The 19408-nt window shown below is 43.4% G+C and carries 22 protein-coding genes; 15 read left to right on the top strand and 7 right to left on the bottom strand.

Going from position 1 to position 19408, the window contains the following annotated elements; translation table 11 throughout:
• Window positions 1-19: 19 nt before the first annotated feature.
• From IRY55_RS04630 to IRY55_RS04620, 3 genes are all read right to left on the bottom strand, one after another.
• Window positions 20-841, bottom strand: a complete 822-nt coding sequence (locus IRY55_RS04630) for a pirin family protein (protein ID WP_194562072.1) — start codon at window positions 839-841, stop codon at window positions 20-22.
• A 93-nt stretch (window positions 842-934) separates the two neighbouring features.
• Window positions 935-1912, bottom strand: coding sequence for a cation diffusion facilitator family transporter (locus IRY55_RS04625; RefSeq protein WP_194562071.1), 978 nt, complete (start codon window positions 1910-1912; stop codon window positions 935-937).
• An 82-nt stretch (window positions 1913-1994) separates the two neighbouring features.
• Window positions 1995-2636: an N-acetylmuramoyl-L-alanine amidase gene (locus IRY55_RS04620; RefSeq protein WP_194562070.1), complete on the bottom strand. Its 642-nt coding sequence runs from the start codon at window positions 2634-2636 to the stop codon at window positions 1995-1997.
• A gap of 107 nt (window positions 2637-2743) precedes the next feature.
• Between IRY55_RS04620 and IRY55_RS04615 the strand changes: the two genes are divergently transcribed.
• The 8 genes from IRY55_RS04615 to IRY55_RS04580 all read left to right on the top strand — a co-directional run bounded on the left by IRY55_RS04615 (window position 2744) and on the right by IRY55_RS04580 (window position 7106).
• Window positions 2744-3571: an aldo/keto reductase gene (locus tag IRY55_RS04615; RefSeq protein WP_194562069.1), complete on the top strand. Its 828-nt coding sequence runs from the start codon at window positions 2744-2746 to the stop codon at window positions 3569-3571.
• 24 nt (window positions 3572-3595) lie between these two features.
• Window positions 3596-4021, top strand: coding sequence for a GNAT family N-acetyltransferase (locus IRY55_RS04610; RefSeq protein WP_194562068.1), 426 nt, complete (start codon window positions 3596-3598; stop codon window positions 4019-4021).
• 96 nt (window positions 4022-4117) lie between these two features.
• The gene (locus tag IRY55_RS04605) at window positions 4118-4558 is read left to right on the top strand and encodes a Dps family protein (protein WP_194562067.1); all 441 of its coding nucleotides are present in this window, start codon (window positions 4118-4120) and stop codon (window positions 4556-4558) included.
• Between the two features lie 83 nt (window positions 4559-4641).
• The gene (locus IRY55_RS04600; protein ID WP_194562066.1) at window positions 4642-4977 is read left to right on the top strand and encodes a hypothetical protein; all 336 of its coding nucleotides are present in this window, start codon (window positions 4642-4644) and stop codon (window positions 4975-4977) included.
• Between the two features lie 124 nt (window positions 4978-5101).
• Window positions 5102-5389 carry an AraC family ligand binding domain-containing protein gene (locus IRY55_RS04595; RefSeq protein ID WP_194562065.1) on the top strand — a complete coding sequence of 96 codons (288 nt, stop codon included), beginning with the start codon at window positions 5102-5104 and terminating at the stop codon, window positions 5387-5389.
• Between the two features lie 124 nt (window positions 5390-5513).
• Window positions 5514-5720: a helix-turn-helix transcriptional regulator gene (locus tag IRY55_RS04590; protein ID WP_194562064.1), complete on the top strand. Its 207-nt coding sequence runs from the start codon at window positions 5514-5516 to the stop codon at window positions 5718-5720.
• A complete protein-coding gene (locus IRY55_RS04585; protein WP_194562063.1) occupies window positions 5717-6397 on the top strand; it encodes a DUF3169 family protein in 681 nt (226 codons plus the stop codon). The genes IRY55_RS04590 and IRY55_RS04585 overlap by 4 nt, the downstream gene beginning before the upstream one ends.
• 136 nt (window positions 6398-6533) lie before the next feature.
• Window positions 6534-7106, top strand: coding sequence for a Crp/Fnr family transcriptional regulator (locus IRY55_RS04580; RefSeq protein ID WP_194562062.1), 573 nt, complete (start codon window positions 6534-6536; stop codon window positions 7104-7106).
• Between the two features lie 137 nt (window positions 7107-7243).
• Here the strand turns inward: IRY55_RS04580 and IRY55_RS04575 are convergent, their stop codons facing one another.
• On the bottom strand, window positions 7244-7543 hold the full coding sequence (locus IRY55_RS04575; protein ID WP_194562061.1) for a TIGR04104 family putative zinc finger protein: 300 nt from the start codon (window positions 7541-7543) through the stop codon (window positions 7244-7246).
• Between the two features lie 79 nt (window positions 7544-7622).
• Between IRY55_RS04575 and IRY55_RS04570 the strand changes: the two genes are divergently transcribed.
• From IRY55_RS04570 to IRY55_RS04540, 7 genes are all read left to right on the top strand, one after another.
• A complete protein-coding gene (locus IRY55_RS04570) occupies window positions 7623-9146 on the top strand; it encodes a Spo0B domain-containing protein (RefSeq protein WP_194562060.1) in 1524 nt (507 codons plus the stop codon).
• Window positions 9143-9844: a response regulator gene (locus tag IRY55_RS04565; RefSeq protein ID WP_194562059.1), complete on the top strand. Its 702-nt coding sequence runs from the start codon at window positions 9143-9145 to the stop codon at window positions 9842-9844. Before IRY55_RS04570 ends, IRY55_RS04565 begins: the two co-directional genes overlap by 4 nt.
• Before the next feature lie 86 nt (window positions 9845-9930).
• Entirely contained in the window at window positions 9931-11265 is a 1335-nt protein-coding gene (locus tag IRY55_RS04560) for a CitMHS family transporter (protein ID WP_194562058.1), read from the top strand.
• Window positions 11266-11445: 180 nt separating this feature from the next.
• Entirely contained in the window at window positions 11446-12195 is a 750-nt protein-coding gene (locus IRY55_RS04555) for an SDR family NAD(P)-dependent oxidoreductase (RefSeq protein ID WP_194562057.1), read from the top strand.
• The gene (locus IRY55_RS04550) at window positions 12192-12617 is read left to right on the top strand and encodes a MarR family winged helix-turn-helix transcriptional regulator (RefSeq protein ID WP_194562056.1); all 426 of its coding nucleotides are present in this window, start codon (window positions 12192-12194) and stop codon (window positions 12615-12617) included. Before IRY55_RS04555 ends, IRY55_RS04550 begins: the two co-directional genes overlap by 4 nt.
• Window positions 12618-12725: 108 nt before the next feature.
• The gene (locus tag IRY55_RS04545) at window positions 12726-13154 is read left to right on the top strand and encodes a GatB/YqeY domain-containing protein (protein WP_194562055.1); all 429 of its coding nucleotides are present in this window, start codon (window positions 12726-12728) and stop codon (window positions 13152-13154) included.
• 114 nt (window positions 13155-13268) lie between these two features.
• On the top strand, window positions 13269-14204 hold the full coding sequence (locus IRY55_RS04540; protein ID WP_235961059.1) for a tRNA dihydrouridine synthase: 936 nt from the start codon (window positions 13269-13271) through the stop codon (window positions 14202-14204).
• A 70-nt stretch (window positions 14205-14274) separates the two neighbouring features.
• On the opposite strand, the gene IRY55_RS04535 is transcribed toward IRY55_RS04540, so the two are convergent.
• The 3 genes from IRY55_RS04535 to IRY55_RS04525 form a co-directional block, all read right to left on the bottom strand.
• Entirely contained in the window at window positions 14275-14706 is a 432-nt protein-coding gene (locus IRY55_RS04535) for a PH domain-containing protein (RefSeq protein WP_194562053.1), read from the bottom strand.
• A gap of 175 nt (window positions 14707-14881) precedes the next feature.
• Window positions 14882-17965, bottom strand: a complete 3084-nt coding sequence (locus tag IRY55_RS04530) for an AAA family ATPase (RefSeq protein ID WP_194562052.1) — start codon at window positions 17963-17965, stop codon at window positions 14882-14884.
• Between the two features lie 141 nt (window positions 17966-18106).
• Complete coding sequence (locus IRY55_RS04525) at window positions 18107-19393, bottom strand: arsenic transporter (RefSeq protein WP_194562051.1); 1287 nt, start codon at window positions 19391-19393, stop codon at window positions 18107-18109.
• Window positions 19394-19408: the final 15 nt, after the last annotated feature.

The following is a 19408-nucleotide window of genomic DNA, read 5'->3' as shown; positions in this document are numbered from 1 at the left end:
TGAAGAGGACGCTTTTTGCTTAAATCGTATGAAATTTTCCTTCGCGGTAATCGCGGAACGCTTCTTCTAATTGTTCGCGTGTGTTCATGACGAATGGTCCGCGTGCTGCAATTGGTTCACCGAGTGGCGTGCCTGAGTAAAATAAAATGTGTGCTTTTTCTGTCGCTCGGATGGCGATATCTCCCGCATCGAGTGAGAAGTGAATGACGGCAGGTGCAGTTGTCGCAATTGCTTCGTGTCCGAACTTCGCTTCACCGTCTAATAAAATGGCGAATGCTTTATCACCTTCTTGAATTGGAAACTGCAATGTGCTGTCGCGTTGCATCCGAATGTCGTACATGTTGACAGGGACGATATTTGTCGTCTCCGCGCGTATTCCTTGAAATTCTCCTGAAAAAATTCGTACGCTTGTGCCGTCTGTTTCGACTACCGGCATATCTTTTTGGAATAAGGTTTGGTAGTTAGAAGGCATCATTTTTTGTTCGGCAGGTAAGTTGAGCCACAATTGCAAAACATGTGCTTTCGTGCCTGGTGCTGGTTCTTCCGCATGGAGCACACCGCCACCTGCTGTCATCCATTGGACGTCTCCCGCTTGAATTGAGCCGTCTCCATGTGTCGTATCATGGTGCATCACTTCGCCTTCGAGCACATACGTAATCGTTTCAATGCCACGGTGCGGGTGAAGTCCGAATGTCCCTTCTGGAAAGACGACATCTTCCATAAATAAGAAAGGATCATTTGCTGTCATTTCATGTCCGGCAAGTACATTCCCTACGATAAATTGGCCATCTTCTGAATGATAGTGAATCGGTGTATTGCGTAATACGTTACGAATTGTCATCATTTCCACGTCCTTTTCTGTTGTTATACTTAGTATAGCGCATTATTATCTTGAATTCAAGATATATGTTAAAAGCCTAAAGGATTTAGGCTTTTAAGAAAGGAGAGGGCGCGCTTCACGGTGATGCCATTCTTGTTCTCCGTCATCTTCATCGAACGAAACGATGACACGATTCACTCCTTTTTGATATAAAATTTGTTCTGTCAACGTATCGCGCACGTCGTCTAAATAGGCGAGTGAATGATTCGGATTGACTTCCGCGACGAGTTCAACGTGTAAAAATTCGCCTTCTTTCACAACGTCGAGCCGTTCAATATCGATAATATCGGGATGATCTAAGACGAGATAAGCGATATGATTGAGCATCTCTTCGTCCGTTTCGCCAATGACTCCACGTGCATTGTCCAAAAAGACACGCCCGACGACGTAAAACATCATGATTCCGATAATGACAGAAGCGATTCCTTCCCCTGCATGAAATCCGGTCCACTGTGCAAGAATAATTGCGAAAATCGCGAGCACACCACCGAATGTCGCGACGAAATCTTCCATAAAGACGAGTTTTGTTGCTGGCTTTGCACGATTGACATTGCGAATAGCGAGCGGGATTGTTTTTAGTCCTGCGTGGTCGATGCCTACTTCGTGCGCAATTTCTTGTGCTGCTTTGTAAAAGACAATCCCTTCCATGACGACGCCGATTGCGAGGACGCCAATCGATAACCAAAAACCGGAAGAAGCGGTCGGGTTCCAAATGTGATGCCAGCCTTCTTTAATCGTTTCATATGCAAGAATCCCAACGATTAAAACAGCGCCTAAACAGACGAGATTGACGAGGCGACCGAATCCTTTCGGGAATTTTTGAGTCGGTGATTTTTTAGATAAAGCTGAACCGAAAAAGACGAAAAATTGGTTAGCGGAATCGCCGAGGGAATGCATCATTTCTGCGAATAATGCGACATTACCTGTAAAGAAAAAGACGACGCCTTTTAAAGTACCTAAAATAAAGTTGACGATCGCTGCGATGAGCGACGACCGATTGCCTCCTTTGAGCAATTGAAATAAGTCTTTCATGACCATTCCTCTTTTCTATAATTAATAGTTTTCTATACCCTTATTTGGGAAAACGAATCAAAAAAATAGATGCGCGAGGCATCTATTCGTTTTGCGTCTGTTGAAGATTTTCTATCATATGATCGACCGCTTGGACGACCGCTTGTGAAAATTGTTGTTGGTAGTTCGCATTTTCAAGCTTTATCGCTTCTTCTGGGTGAGATAAAAAGCCTGTTTCGAGCAACAGTGAAGCGGATGTCGTGCCGCGTAATACAGCGAGCTCTGGACGTGGGAGTACCCCGCGGTCAGGCGCTTGAAGTGCGCTGCTTAAGTGGCTCATCATAATCGTCGCAAGCTCCGCGTTGCGTTCCGCTTCGTCTGGATAATAGAGCACTTGCAATCCTTCGACCTCATCGTTATTTTCTAGCGCATTACCGTGAATGCTTAAAAATAAATCAATCGGTTTTGAGTTGGCTAATTGGACACGTTCGTTTAAAGATAATGTGACATCGTCTGTGCGGGTGAGGTATACTTCATAGTTCGCGTTGCGCAAAGCATCTGCAATTTTCAATGCGAATTGCAGGGCGATTTCTTTTTCGTGAACGCCTGTCATGCTCGTTGTTCCAGGATCTGTCCCGCCGTGGCCTGCATCGACGACGATGACGCCTTTTTTCTCTTTCGGCCAAAGTGAGAATCCAGCGATAAATAATAGTAAAATGGCTAAAAACGGAAACCACTTTTTCATAAGGACACCTCTTTTTTTATTCTAACTATAGTACGTCGTATTTCTGTTAAAGTTCCCATCAATTCTGTATGATGAACATACAGAATTGACAAAGGAGTTGGAATTGTATGAAAACATTACAAAATGGCGTGGGCATTCCGATGACCGGTCTCGGTGTCTTCAATATGAAAGATCGAGATGAAACGATTCAGGCCATTCATCATGCGATTGATACCGGATATCGCCTCATCGATACAGCGAAAGTGTACGGCAATGAAGAAGAGGTAGGGGAAGCGATTCGCACAGCGAACATTCCACGAGAACAGTTATTCATTACGACGAAAGTATGGAATAGCGACCAAGGGTATGACGAAACACTAAAAGCATTCGACGCCTCGCTACAACGTCTCGGTTTAGATTATATCGATCTTTATTTAACCCATTGGCCAGTGCCGGAAAAATTTACAGAAACGTACCGCGCGATTGAACGTTTGTACGAAGAAAAATTGATTCGCGTACCTGGTGTGTCGAATCACCACATTCACCATCTCGAACAATTAGCGCAAACCGCGAATGTTCAGCCGATGGTCAATCAAATTGAAATTCATCCGTATTTCCAACAAGAGGAGCTCGTTCGTTACTGTCAACAACAAAACATTGCTGTCACAGCATGGTCACCGCTCGGACGAGGAGATAGTTTCGATAATCCCGTGCTCGTTGAAATTGCAAAGCGTCACGGAAAGTCGCCTGCGCAAATTATTTTGAATTGGTTTAAAACACGTGATATTATTACAATTCCGAAGTCGGTGACACCGTCACGTATTGAAGAAAATTTTCATGCGTACGATTTCACATTGACGGCGGAAGAAATCGCTCAAATAAAAAGTATGAATCGTAACGCACGTCGTGGGGTAGATCCAGATGCAGCAGATATGGTGCAACAATTAGGCGGTTAATTTTGAATAGAAAGAAGAGATGAAATGAATTGGTATGATCGATCATTTGATGAATTAACGACGAAGCAATTGTATGAAATTTTGCGTGCGCGCACAGAAATTTTCGTCGTCGAACAACAATGTCCGTATTTAGAAGTGGACGGACGAGATGAAGAAAGTCGGCATCTTTGGTTGGAAGATGAAGCGGGCATTACCGCGTATTGTCGACTTATTCCGAAGCCGGAAGAGACGCATATCGGACGTGTCATCGTCGCAAGTCGCGTGCGCGGAACAGGACTCGGCTATACGTTGATGGAAGAAGCGGTGCGACGTGCAGAAAAATTTGAGCGACCGCTCTATTTACAAGCACAAGCGCATTTGAAAAAGTTTTACAGTTCGTTCGGATTTGTCCAAAAAGGCGAACCATATGATGAAGACGGCATTCCGCATATCGACATGTGGAAAATGTAAAAAAGAACTTCTCGAATAATATTCGGGAAGTTTTTTGTTTGAAAAAAATGATGGCGGGTAAAGAAGAGTAACGAACATTTCAAGGAGGAGATTCATTTGGCTAGTCAAACAGCAAAAGACATTTTAGGTCAAGAAGTCGCAAACTACGGAGTTCTTTTCGTCAAGCTTCACAATTATCATTGGTACGTATCAGGCCCTCACTTTTTCACTTACCATGAAAAATTAGAAGAGCTGTACAATTTAGTAGCCGTTTTATACGACGAGGCAGCGGAACGTCTACTTATGCATGGTGGAAAACCGGCAGCGACGATGAAAGAGTACTTAGAAATGGCAACGGTACAAGAAGGAGACGCAACGCTTTCTACAAAAGAAATGATTGATGATGTCATTACAGATTTCCGCAACATTTCAAAAGAGATGAAAACAGCGATCGAAAGCTTTACAGATGAAGATGATACAATTGAAGATACGTTAGTCGGTCATCTCGAGCAATTAGAAAAAGAAATTTGGATGTTGGAATCAACGATTGAAAAATAAGCAAAACTCTCGCTTTTATAGGCGAGAGTTTTTATTATGGAATAAAATCGTGTATGATGACAAATCATTAGGGGGTGTTTTGCATGGTCACGGTAAAACAGCTTGAACAAGAGTTATTACGAGAGAAACAGTCGCTACAAGAGTCGACAACTTATCGTCAACAAACTGCCGAGTTGGCTTTACAAGTACTAAAAACAGTGCAAAATACGAAGCCGTTCCTCAGTAGAGAAAGTGCAGAAAAGTTTGTTTCACGGGCGTTACCTTCAGCGGATCGAGACCAACAATTGGATGTAGCGAAGATGTTACATGTATTATGGACTCAAAAGAAAAACGAACAAAATTACTCAGGCGAATTTCAACGTCAGCTCGCTGAACGGAAAAAAAGCCGAGGGCCGATCTCTTTCGTTTTAACGAAATAGAGGGAAGCTATTCTTTATTAGAAGAGTAGCTTTTTTATTTTGTGTACTTTTCATGTAACGATGTGATTTAGCTCACAGCGCAGCTTTCTTTTTCAAGCTAGTATGGGGAAAAGGAGAGGATCAAATGCAAAAGTATCACATTCCGAAACAATCGAAAAAAGTACAAGCCATCATTCAATCACCGCCACTTCATGTGATGACGGTACAGTTGAAAGAAGGAGAGCAGTTAGCTAAACATCAAGTAGGGCGCCATGTACTCATTATCGTTCGAGAAGGTCGCGTCATTTTTGAAGGAGAATCGGGTACGTTTCCACTGACGCAAGATGACGTTTTCCACATGCACCCTGACACGCCCCATTCTGTCACTGCAGTGGAAGATACGCAGTTTTTCTTAATTCAATACGATGAGTAAAGTGATCCGTACAGTCTTGATTTGGACTGTACGGATCACTTTTGTTTATTATATTTGTCATTATGACTATTATCATTGTCAAAATGACAAATAAGGTATATAATTTTAAAAAAGGAGGGAGCGTATGCGGAATCGGGTAAAAGAATTGAGGGCTCGTCACGATTGGAATCAGACAGAGTTAGCTAAGCGAGCGGGCATGTCTCGACAAACGATTAGTTTAATTGAACGCAATGAATATATGCCATCGATTTTAATCGCGATGAAATTAGCACGCGTATTTGAAGAACCAGTAGAGTCTATTTTTATGTTTGATGAGGAGGAATTACGATGAAAAAATATACGAGAAGTTTCGTATTAGGTGGTGTCGGTGGTTTTCTTATCGCTGTATTCCTATTAGCGCAAGAGATCGAACTGCCGTTTGACACCAAAATTGAATGGCTCGTCGGAGGAAGTGTAGCGGTGGCAGCAGCTGTATTTGGCATTGCCTTTGTTCGCTTACAACGTTTGAAAAAGGCGGTAGCCACAAAAGGGATGCAAGTGGAAGAAGACGAGCGAGATCGGTGGATTGCGATTCAATCGAGTCATATTGCGGACTGGTTAATGGGAGGGCTCATCACTTCTTTATTTACATTCGGTGTGAGCGCGATGTATTACGAATGGACGCCGACGTGGCTCATTTTTGGACTCGGTGCTTATTTTTTATTTCAGCTCGTTTACATTCGTGTTGCGATGAAACAATTACTTCTGTTGTCTCATCCAGACATTGACATTCCGGAGGATTTGAATGTTTTGCCCCTTATGGATGAAGGGGAGAAATTCGTCATGTATGAAGGGATGATGAAGGCGTATCAAGTGATGAGTCAATTGTTGTTACTTAGTATTATATTGACAATTATGTATGGGGCGTGGACGAATACGACGCAACTGTTCCCCATCCTATTGATGAGCTTCATTTATTTAATCGGTCACGGCGCGTACCAAAAAACGTACCGTCATTTACAATATTAATTTTACTCAAAAACAACGTTGGAACGGAATTTTCCGAACCCGTTGTTTTTTTAAATGAAATGTGGATATCCATTTGAAAAGATGGAAGACGAGGCGTAGACAAGTTACACTTGTATGAAGAGAAGGAGGGAATGGGTTGGCCTATTGTTTTTGTCGATATCCGCTTTTCCAACAGATGGATGAACGAGTAGCTTCACGTTTTCACGAAGCGATCAGGACGACAACGTATCGGACGGGGGAGTCTGTTTTACAGATGGACGATGTTGTGACATCTTTTTATGTCGTGAAAGAAGGACGGTTGAAAATGGTGCGTTATTCAACGGGTGGGAAAGAGCATTTCGTTCGTCTTTTGCAACAAGGAGACGTATTTGGCCAAGAGTGGTTTGAGTCGAAACGAATGAGAACGACAGTCATCGCCTTACAACAGACAACATGCTGTGTCATTGACGCGCCCGTTGTGGAAAGTTGTTTGCAAGCGGACGTGACATTTGCGATGAATTGGATGCGTCGCTTCGCAAGTGAGCAAATGAGAACGGAAGAACGATTGTGGGAGCGGGATATTTTGTCCGTGAAAGAACGAATCGTTCGCTATTTACAAGAAGAACAGACGACATTGACACAAACCGAAATCGCGAACTACGTCGGAGCGACGAGAGAGACGGTTAATCGTATATTGCGTCAGCTAGAACAAGAATGTGAAAAGAGATAACAAACATCCTCTATTTGGTTACTTTTATCTTTTCAATTGCGAGTATTGATATGTATAGAAAAGAAAATAAAAAAGCATGGGGCGATTGCTGATGACGGGTTTTCGTATGATGTCGGTCGCTTCCATGCTTTTTTTCGTTAGAAGAGGGGGTCTTCTTCTTTCGTTAATTCATATTTTTGAGGCAAGATGAAGAAGGCATAGCTAAGTATCGCTACCGCAGCTAGCGCGAGCCAGAGCGGGTTCGGTTGAAGTAATAAGTTTACGAGTAAGAGAAATGGGATGCCGAGTGAGATTCGGACATTGCGTCGTCTCGTTTTTTTACTGATGCCGTTTTCTTTATGACAAACGGGGCATGTAACGGTTGGCTTTAAGGTAAAGCTTTGGCGAATGGCTTCTTTTTTCGAAAAGGTATGATGGCAATGAGCACATTGTGTCATTTTGCTACCTCCTTTCAAATGTTTGATATACTCATTGTACTAAAAGATTAATCAAATGTAAAAAAAGGGATTTGTTTCTATGACTTTACAGAAAAAAGTGATGACCGCGGTTATCGGTTTGTTGTTGTTGACGTTACTCATCATCGGGAGTGTTAGTCAATGGCTCGTGACGCGCAGTGTGGAAGAAGATGCGGGCAATAAAGCGATGCATGCCGCGTCGGTCATTTCGGAAGACCAGGCGATTATTCAAGCGATGACAGAGCGCGATCAACCGAAATTAGATGAATTAGCCCGTCGCTATGAACATGTTTTACAAGCGGATTATGTCGTCATCGGGGATGAGCGAGGAATTCGGTATGCCCATCCGTTGAAAGAACGGATCGGATTGCCGATGATTGGCGATGATAATGAACGCGCGTTAGAGTTAGGGGAGTCTTACATTTCGCGTAAAGAAGGGTCGCTCGGATTCGCCATTCGGGGAAAATCAGCGATTCATAACGATTCAGGCGATATTATCGGCGTCATTTCAGTCGGCTTTTTAGTCGATTCTTTTGAAAGTGTCATCGGGAAGCAACGTCTCGTTTTATGGGGTATGATTGCGATTTTATTTGTGATCGGAAGCATCGTGTCGTATTTGCTTTCACACCATATTAAGCGACTATTGCTCAATTTAGAACCGAAAGAAATTAGTCGTCAGTTGATGGAGCGCGATGCCATTATGCGCTCGACACGGGAAGGAATTATCGCTTATGATGCTGATGGACAGTATACGTTCATGAATGATTCCGCGAAAAGACTTTGCGAAGAAGCGGGCGTTCGTCAACCGGAGACGTTTTTACGAAAAAATCAAGAGAAGCGAAAAGATGAAATTGTAACATATGGCGATGTCAACTTTATCGTCAATGAGCGGTATATGAAAGAAGGGGAGCGCGTGGCAGGGTATGTCGTCACATTACGTAAAAAGACAGACCTTGAATTACTGACGCTCGAAATGCAACAATTACAAGCGTACACACATTTATTGCGCGCGCAAACACATGAATTTAAAAATCGTTTGCACACATTGCTCGGTTTAATGCAATTGCAAAAATGGGAAGAAGCGGAACGCTACATTCAAACATTGTTTGAAAATAGTGTAACGGAACAACGCACGGTTGAATCCCATATCCAAGATCCGTACATTCAAAGTTTATTATTAGGAAAATTAGAATATGCGAAAGAATGGAAAGTCGATGTGCAAATTGACGAAACGAGTCATTTAGCTCCGCTTCCACAATGGCTCGTCCCGAAGATGATTACGATAGTAGGGAATACGCTCGACAATGCGATTGAGGCAGCGAGTGAAAGTGAAGAAGCGTATGTCACGTGTTACATGAAAGAAACGGAAGAAGAATGGTATATCGAACTCATCGATTCGGGATTCGGTTTTCCAGATGAACTTGACGTGACGCAAGAAGGAGTATCTGAAAAAGGGGATCATCATGGTTACGGCATTCCAGCGGTCTTGACGATGCTCGCTTCATGCGAAGGTGAGTTGACGACGGAACGTTTCCAAGGGGAGACGATTGTGACAATTACGATTCCGAAAGGGGAGAAAGTATGAACGTACTCATTTTAGATGATGATTACCGCGTCGCGATGATTCATGAAGCGTATGTCAAACGTTACATTCCTCACGCGACGTGTGAAGTATTTTACCAAGTGGAGGCATTTTTACACCATGTGCAACGATCGGAGCGCACGTATGATTTATTGTTGCTCGATTTATTTTTACCGCATACACACGGCTTCCATATGATTCAGCAGTTGCGCGAAACACATCCTGAAACGGATATTATCGTCATTACAGCAGCGAATGATCAAGCGTCGATTTTAGAAGCGAAACGTTGGGGCGTGCTCGATTACATGACGAAGCCTGTTTCGGAAGAGCGCTTGAAAGAAAGCTTTCAGTGGTTTGTCGAATGGAAGGCGAAAGTGAAGCACAAACAACAATGGACGCAATCATTCATCGACGAAATTTTTCATTTCAATGTGCAGTCAACGAGAGAAGCAGCCTCTTTACCGAAAGGCATTCAAGAAGAGACGCTCGCCATTATTTTAAAAAATATCGAGATGCAAAAGATACCACAAACAGCATCGGAAGTCGCAGCGAGTGTCGATTTAAGTCGCTCGACAGGGAGACGATATTTAGAATATTTAGTAGAGGAAGAACGACTCGCGGTCGACTTAGACTATCAATCCATCGGACGGCCACGGAGAGTATATGTTATGCGTGAACAAAAAGAACAAAAAGGGAAATAAGAAAAAAATAAAAACACTCCTTCATTTTCTGATAAATTAAAAACATTGATGAAAGCGGTATCAATATATTTGAAGGAGTGAAACATATGTTAAGTTGGATTGGATTTTTAGCAATTGTCGTCATCGTGACGATTTTAATACGAGGAAAGACGACACCAATTATTCCACTCGTTTTAGTACCGATTATCGCAGCGCTAATCGCTGGATTTACATTTTCAGATATCGGTGAATTTTTCTCAGCGGGAATGAGTTCCGTATTAAACGTGGCGATCATGTTTATTTTCGCCATCATTTTCTTTGGAATTATGCAAGATGTCGGGTTATTCGATCCGATCATCGATAAAATTGTGAAAGCGACCCACGGGAACGTCGTACTCATTAGCGTCGGGACGGTCTTTATCGCGATGATTGCACAATTAGACGGTTCAGGCGCTTCGACATTTTTAATTACGATTCCAGCACTTTTACCTTTGTATCGTCAAATGAAAATGAGTCCGTATTTATTATTGTTACTCATCGCAGGAAGTGCGGGAATTATGAATATGCTTCCATGGGCAGGACCTTTAGGGCGAGCGGCGACAGTTTTAGAAATGGACGTCACCGAACTTTGGAAGCCACTCATTCCGATTCAAATCATTGGGATGCTCGTGATGGCAGCTTTAGCCTTTTATTTAGGGAAACGTGAACAGCGCCGTATTATTAAACAATACGGAAGTTTAGAACAAGCGATTGCGACGAAAGTCGATTCGTTTTTAGGGGAAGAAGTAGAAAGCGCTTCCGAACAAGTGGAAGTTGTGGCAACAGAACAGAAGCGTCGTATGTACGTATGGAATTTATTGTTGACGGTTCTTGTCATCGGTGTGCTCGTTGCGAACATTTTACCAGCAGGTTTAGCCTTTATGTCCGGGACAGCGATCGCATTGCTCATGAACTTCCGCTCAGCGAAATTGCAAGGAGAAACGATTCAACGTCATGCGCCGAACGCCTTGACGATGGCATCGATCATTTTAGCGGCAGGAACATTTTTAGGAATTTTAAATGGAACGGGTATGTTGACGTCGATTGCGGAAGATATGGTCAGTATTTTACCGAGCGCCGTTTCATCACAAATTCATATCATTATCGGTTTGTTAGGAATGCCGTTTGAATTGTTATTAAATACGGATGCGTATTATTACGGTTTACTCCCGGTCGTCGAACAAATCGCCTCGACATTTGGAACAGCACCGCAGTCGACTGCTTATGCGATGATTGTCGGAAATATTGTCGGAACGTTTATCAGCCCATTTTCACCGGCATTGTGGATGGGGCTCGGGCTTGCAGGAGCCGAACTTGGGAAACATATTAAATATTCATTTTTCTGGCTATGGGGTGTGACCCTCGTCCTCCTCGGTGTCGCTTTTACACTCGGATTATTTTAATACGTAAAAAGATAACGTTCGCTTCGGTGGACGTTATTTTTGTTCGAATGGATGAAAGAAGAAACATGGCAGAAGAGTATGTACATTTTTCGACAGTCTGTCAAAAAACGTGCAAGGTTAATAGTTTAATGCTAAACTATTAATAGTTAAGTGTTAAACTATTTGAAAAGGATGATGAACATGCGTTTACAAGGAAAAGTAGTACTCATTACAGGAGGAGCAGGAGGCATCGGACGCGGTATGGCGCTTGCGATGGCGAAAGAAGGAGCGAAACTCGTCATCGTCGATGTGAATGCGGAAACAGGAAAAGCGACGGAAGCGGAATTACAAGAAATAACAGAAGCCTTATTTATCGAAGCGGATTTAATGGACCGAGCTTCATTGCCTCGATTAATTGATCAAACGATCGAACGATTCGGGCAATTGAACGTGCTCGTGAACAATGCGCACGCTTCCCGTCAACATTCGTTCATGGAAACGACAGAAGATGACTTGAATTTATCGTTCGGCACAGGATTTTACCCGACTTTTTTACTTATGCAAGCGGCGTATCCTCATTTGAAAAAGACAGAAGGAACAGTCATTAACTTCGCAAGTGGAGCGGGTATTGCAGGCAATATTCATCAAGCGGCCTATGCAGCTGCAAAAGAAGCGATTCGAGGCATTACACGTGTCGCTGCGAACGAATGGGGTGTGGACAATATTAATTGTAACCTCATCTCTCCCATCGCCAACTCACCGGGTGTTCAACAGTGGAAAGAAGCGCAACCCGAAGCGTATGCGACGATGGTCGAAAAAATTCCGCTCCGCCGTTTAGGAGAATTGGAAGAAGATATCGGACGCGTTGCGGTGTTTTTAGCGAGCGATGATGCGAGCTACATGACAGGACAAACGTTAATGGTTGACGGAGGAGCGATTCAGTTACGATGACATCCATACTCAATCTCATCCGCTTAACGGAACAAGTGTCGAGCGAGATGACCGTTCAGTGGACGAAAGCGATGCCGTATGACCTTGGGGTTTCGGAAGCGCTCGTTTTAGCGGCGCTTCGCAACGGCCCTGAAAAATCGAGTGTCCTCGCTGCTCAATACGGGTATACGAAAGCGGCGATTACCCATATCGCTTCAAAGCTCGTTACACTCGGAGCGATTGAACGAATTTCGAGTGCTGAAGATAAGCGCATCGTTAAACTCACATTGACAGCTCACGGGCGCCACATACTAGAAGAAGCGCAACAAATCGGGGTTGCTTTACGTGAACAGTTATTTGAAGGATTAACAGAACAAGAACGACTCGCTTATGAAACGATCCAACGTAAAATGTTAACCCAGCTCCAACAAATGAATGAATAATATTCTCTCCTCTTCGCAGGAGAGTTTTTTTGTGAAAATGAAGCAATATGCTTTGCGCTATTTGCTCTTTCGTTTTAAAATAAAGAAGAATGCGAAAGGATGAACGATATGTTAAAAACAAAAGTATTTGAAATGATTAAACAAGCGATGCGTGACAAAGATCAGTTGACGAAAAGTGTGTTAACGATCGTGAAGTCAAATTTGGACCTCGCTGAAAAAGAAAAAGGTGAAGCGCTCACAGAAGCGGAAGAAATCGCCATCATCAATCGCGAAATGAAACAAGTGAACCAATCGCTCGACGGTGCGAAACAAGCAGGGCGCGATGATTTAATCGAGCAAGAAGAAGCGAAACTTCGCTTGTTAGAGCAATTTTTACCTGAGCAGTTATCGGAAGAAGAAGTGAAAGAAGCACTAGCAGAAGCAGGTGTGACGAGCGGGATGAACATGGGAGATGCGATGAAAATTGCGCGCCCACTCCTCGCAGGGAAAGCGGACGGAAAAACGATTGCTTCTGTCGTCAAACAGTTAATTCGTTAATCGATGCTTCCCCAATTTGGGGAAGTTTTTTACAGAAGAGATGGAGGGAAATCAGTGAATCAAGGTACATCGTTTTGGGACGAATTGCCGCGTCCTTTTTTTATTTTAGCGCCGATGGAAGATGTGACCGATGTCGTCTTTCGTCATGTCGTAAGTGAAGCGGCTCGCCCAGACGTTTTTTTTACAGAGTTTGCGAATTCAGAAAGTTACTGTCATCCAGATGGCAATGCGAGTGTACGAGGACGTTTGACGTTCACAGAAGACGAACAGCCGATTGTCGCGCACATTTGGGGAGATAAGCCACAATACTTTCGAGAGATGAGTATCGGGATGGCGAAGCAAGGATTCCGTGGCATCGATATTAATATGGGATGTCCGGTTCCGAACGTCGCTGGTAACGGTAAAGGGAGCGGCCTCATTTTGCGCCCAGATGTGGCAGCGGAAATTATTCAAGCAGCGAAAGCAGGCGGCTTACCTGTCAGTGTGAAAACGCGTCTCGGCTATACAGACGTCGAGGAGTGGAAACCGTGGTTGACCCACGTCTTACGTCAAAATATCGCTAATTTATCGATTCATTTACGGACTCGAAAAGAGATGAGTCAAGTGGCTGCACATTGGGAACTCATCCCAGAAATTAAAGCGCTCCGAGATGAAATTGCGCCAGATACGTTACTGACAATCAATGGCGACATCGAAGACCGTGCGATGGGGATGGAACTCGTCGAAAAATATGGTGTGGACGGTGTCATGATCGGCCGTGGTATTTTTAAAAACCCATTTGCGTTCGAAAAAGAGAAAAAAGAGCATACGAGTGAGGAGTTACTGCAATTATTACATTTGCATCTCGACTTGCACGACCGTTACTCGGCAGAACTCGAACCACGTCCTTTTAAAGCACTCCACCGCTTTTTCAAAATTTACGTTAAAGGGTTCCGCGGAGCAGGCGGCTTACGTCACGCTCTCATGAGCACGTCCAACACGGATGAAGTGCGCGAGATGTTGAAACAATTTCAAGCCCAATCTGATAGTTCAGACGAATCATTTGAATAAAAGCATCCACTCTTACTCCAAGTCTTTTCTAAAGGACGTGAAGTAAGAGTTGGATGCTTTTTGTATGCGGTCATTTAAGGTTTCGTATTTGCATTGGGGAGAAGGGAAAGGGGGATTCAATCGTTTCATTATGACGTCGTAACGCTTCGGCGAAGCCTGCTTTATCTTTCGGTGATACGATGGCGATATCGTACAACCCGTACGCAATTTCAATGCGATCTAGCGATAGCGCAGGACCTGCCAAAAGTGTTTTCGACGGCGTTAATTTTTTGATGTCAGCGATCGGAATCGTACTTTTAAATGGACCCGACCGAATGACGAGGTGTTGTTCTATTATTTCATAACCTGTTTTGAACCATAGAAAACTGATAAACGGAATGAAGGTAATGATGACGACATACCCTGTGATGCTTGGATGAATGATTACGTCCCAAAGGAGTGAGGCATTCGCTCCCCAAATAATCAAGCCTAATAAAATGCTTTTTTTTGATGGAAAATACAATATAGTCCCTCCTTCATCTTACTTATCACATGTGGAAGAGCAGGATGCGAATCGCATAGGTTTTAAACGATATAAAAATTTCAAATCTAGGAAGAACATGATGAAAACGTTGAAAACTAAAAACGCATGAAACAAAATTTTAACTTTATATTTCATGCGTTACGGTGAGAAACGTTTATGATCGATGCTCCGTCGCTTGTCGAATGACAGTAGGATGAATGATGTGGAACTGATCTGGTGTCACCTTTGTATCCACGAGCCATACTTTATGTTGTCGAATAATATTTTCACTCATATTTCGAGCGGTACGTCCATTCGCTCGCAAGGAAGTAGGTAAAGTAGCGTAATATGTCTCGACAGCCTCCCGCATGATCGTTTCATCAAATGTCCATTGAGACTGAAGTTGTTGAATGACGATGCTTGCCACGTCTTCTGGTGTATAATCTGGAAACTCGATTTCATAAGGGACGCGAGAGCGAAGACCAGGATTCGTATCGAAAAAGTCATGCATCTCTTTCGTATAGCCTGCAAAAATAACAATCCATTGATCCCGATAGTTTTCGAGTGCTGTCAATAATGTTTCAATCGCTTGTCTTCCGAAATCGTGCTCGCCTCCTTGAGCGAGTTGATACGCTTCGTCGATAAATAAAACACCACCCATCGCTCGTTGAATAATCGCTTCCGTTTGTTGTTCGGTATGACCGACATGAGAGCCGACGAGATCTGACCGATTGACGGAAATGACTTGGCGAGTTGGTAAAATCCCGATCGCGTGGAACAGAGAGGCGATGAGGTGAGCGACAGTTGTTTTTCCTGTCCCTGGATTTCCGATAAATGACATATGATAGGTCCCTGTTTCGAATACCATTCCTTGAGCATGCAGTTGTGTGTTAATTTGAGCTTCTTTTCGAAGTGTATCGACAAATTGTTTCACATTTTGTAAGCCTATTAACGCATGTAAAGAAGATGTAATTTCTTCAATTTTTATTTGAGGGTCATCCAGATGTTGTTTCGTCATCGTATAAAGGTCTTCACGCGTGATCGTTTGAACATCTGCGTCATTCGTCTCGATGACGCGATTGGCCATCGTCATGATGAGTGTCTGATTAAAATTGCGTACCCATCGCGCATTACTTTTATCGATACTTCGTGCATATTCTGTTTGTACGACATGTGCGTAAGTAGCAGTGTCTACAGTGTATGCTTGCCTCGTTAAATCGAGAAGGCCGATTTGAACGATTTCTTCCGGTGTATAGTCGTCGAAATAAAACGTATTCGGAATGCGTGAACGCAGTCCAGCATTGACTGATAAAAATTGTTGCATATCTTGTTCATACCCTGCAAAAATAATCATGAAGTCATCGCGGTGGTCCTCCATAAATTTTAAAATCGTTTCGATCGCTTCTTTACCGAAATCATTCCCTTGAGTTGAGTACAGTGTGTACGCTTCGTCAATGAATAAAATGCCGCCTTTTGCCCGTCGGAGAACTTCTTCCGTTTTTAAAGCGGTTTGGCCGATAAATTCACCGACTAGGTCTTGGCGAGACACTTCAATTAATTTCGTTGAAGGGAGGACGCCATGTTCATGTAAGGTTTGGGCGATGACACGTGCGATACTCGTTTTCCCTGTTCCTGGGTTACCTAAAAAGAGAGAGTGCAAGACGAGCGGTGTCGTTTCGAATCCATTTCTTTGACGCATTTGATGAAATTGGACGGTATGAATAAATTGTTGCACTTGTTCTTTTAAAGATTTGAGTCCGATAAAGTCATGTAAAGAAAGGGTCGGTTTTATTTGTTCTTGGGACGCGACTGTCGGACGGAAGAGTTCGCTCGTTTCATCTACATAAACGCTGTCTATTTCATAGCCGCTAAAAGTCGTCCCCTCGTCATAATGAACAACGCTTTGTTTGATTGCTTCTATTATGTATTCGCCATTCCCTTGTATGTCACAGGCTTCAATCGTAACCGTCGCTTCATCTTCTGCGAAAATTTGAAGATCGTCTGATTGAGCTGAAAAAGTACAATTTGTTAAAGACGCTTTCGCTTGTTCGCGCACCCAAAAAGCGAGTTGATGTTCATTCGTGAATGTACACCTTTCGAAATGAAAATCACTTTGCCCACTCAACGCAATATTCGGAGAAATATTGTTGTAAAACTTGCTATTTCGAATCGTTCCTTTAGATCGGTTATTGCTAAAAATACCGTGGATTTCACTTTCATAAACTTCGCAACGCTCCAAGAGAAGAGTGGCGTCTTCGTCTACAAAGACGTTAGAGTGGGGATGTTGATAAATGAAGCTATCGATCCCTTCAAGTTGTGCCTCTGTATGAACGTAGATTCCTTCCGCTTGTCCTTCGTAAATGTGACAACGCGATAATGTGATAAAGGAGTTTTGACCACCTGTTGCAATTTGGGCGAAAGCATTATGATGGACGTGACAATCTTGAAGTTCCGCTTGCGCTTCGTCCGTTACCCACACACCGTTTGCGGCAGAATGTGAAATCGTCGTTTGTTCGAGAAGAGGGTGTCCGCCTGTAATACTGATGACGTTTGAATTTTGGCTTGTCGTCAATTGGCATTCTTTGAAGTAGCCTCTCCCTTCTGATCGTATGAGGGCGTTATGTTGGGAGGCTTCTTGTAAAAGACAGTGATGAAACTGAGGATTCGCTTTTGTCTCAATGAGCACATTATACGTGCTTTGTTCAATAGTACAATTTGTAAAGGTCCCTTTTCCTCCATTAAAAACAAACACGCCAATCGATTGATTTGCACGGATGACGCATTGATGAAATGTAGGGTTTGCTCCATTCCCGATACCGACTCCGTTATGGCGACATTGTTCAATGAGGCACTGTTCTAAGTGGACTTCGTATTCTCCGTGATTGCAATAAAGGCCACTATGATAGACGGACTGAATCGTGACGTGTTTCATATGAACGGATAAATGATGGTGCTCGGGTGTATAAATGACGACAGCATCGAAGTTTTGAGAGGAATCCGTATGGTGGATAAATAATTCTTCTAGTTGAATATGTCCACTTTTGATGCTGATCGTAGAACCGCTATCTGTCGTAATCGTGACGGCTCCTCGTCCGACCAGCCGTACATCTTTTGTGAGCGTGAGTGCTTCGTGATACACGCCTTCTTCAATATAAATCGTTGCTCCAACAGGAGATGCATCAAGCGCTTCTTGAATCGTCTTATATTTTGAAAACATCTTTTGAGATACGACAATATCACCTTTTAAAAAATGAAACAAAACAATCCCTCCACTTTACATTTTTCCTTTTATCATACAGGATAGTAAAATCGTCTCGCAATAGTGAATGTGCAATTTTTTCATGGGAAAGTGGAAGAATCAAAAAGCTTCCATTCTCGATGAAAATGGAAGCGCGATACGTTAAAACATGATAAATGTTAAATATAGTCCACATAAAGTGATGAATAAAATCGGAATCGTTAATAGTAAGCCAACTTTCATGTATGTGAGCCATGAGAGGCGGACGCCGTGTAATTTCAAGACGTGAAGCCAGACGAGTGTCGCGAGAGAGCCGATCGGTGTAAATTTCGGACCGAGGTCGGAACCGATGACGTTCGCATAAATGAGCGCTTCTTTCATCACACCAGTCGTGCCGCTTTCCTCAATGGCGAGCGCGTGAATCATGACACTCGGTAAATTGTTCATAATCGAAGATGAAATCGCTGCTAAAAATCCGCCTCCGATCGTCGCTGTAAACAAACCGCCTTCTGTGAGAGATTGCATCATGCTTGCGACTTGTTCAGTAAATCCAGATTTCCCGAAGCCGTAGACGACGATATACATACCGACCGAGAAAACGACGATCGCCCAAGGAGCTTCTTTAACGACACGGCGTGTATGGACGACGTCGCTCTGTTTCGCGACGAGTAAAAATACAATCGTCGCCGCGCCAACGATGAAGGAGACCGGAATGTGGAGCGGTTCACTCACGACGTAACCGATAAGTAATACGCCGATGATCCACCAAGAAAAACGAAATAGTCGTTCATCTCGAATCGCTTCTCGTGGCTCGCGTAAAGACGCGACGTCGTACTGTTTCGGCAACTGTTTCCAAAAGTATAATGTTAAAACGAGCATCGTAGCGAGCAGTGAAAAGAAGTTCGGAATAATCATGCGAATCGCATATTCGACAAATCCGATTCCGAAAAAGTCCGCAGACACGATGTTCACTAAGTTACTAATGACGAACGGGAGAGAAGTCGTATCCGCAATAAAGCCACTCGCCATAATAAAGGGAAAAATGGCTGCCTCTTTCAACTGCAAATGGCGCATCATCGATAAGACGATCGGTGTTAAAATAAGAGCAGCCCCATCATTGGCAAAAAGAGCCGCTACAATCGCACCGAGTCCCATCAAAAGTAAAAAGAGTAACAGTCCGTGTCCCCGTGCTAAACGCGCCATGTGAAGCGCCGACCATTCAAACATGCCAATCTCATCTAATAAAAGCGAAATTAAAATGATGCCGACGAAAGCGAATGTCGCATTCCAAACGATGTCCGTGACGAACCAAACATCTGCCCAATCGACGACCCCGAATGCGAGGGCGACGAGCGCACCGATTGTGGCGGACCACCCGATCGATAACCCTCTCGGCTGCCAAATGACAAATAGTAATGTCATGATAAAAATGAGTGATGCAATGAACATAGCGAGCCTTCTTTC

The organism is Savagea serpentis (assembly GCF_015351395.1).
In the GTDB taxonomy this organism is placed as follows: domain Bacteria; phylum Bacillota; class Bacilli; order Bacillales_A; family Planococcaceae; genus Savagea; species Savagea serpentis.
This window is presented reverse-complemented; position numbering and strand designations above follow the sequence as displayed.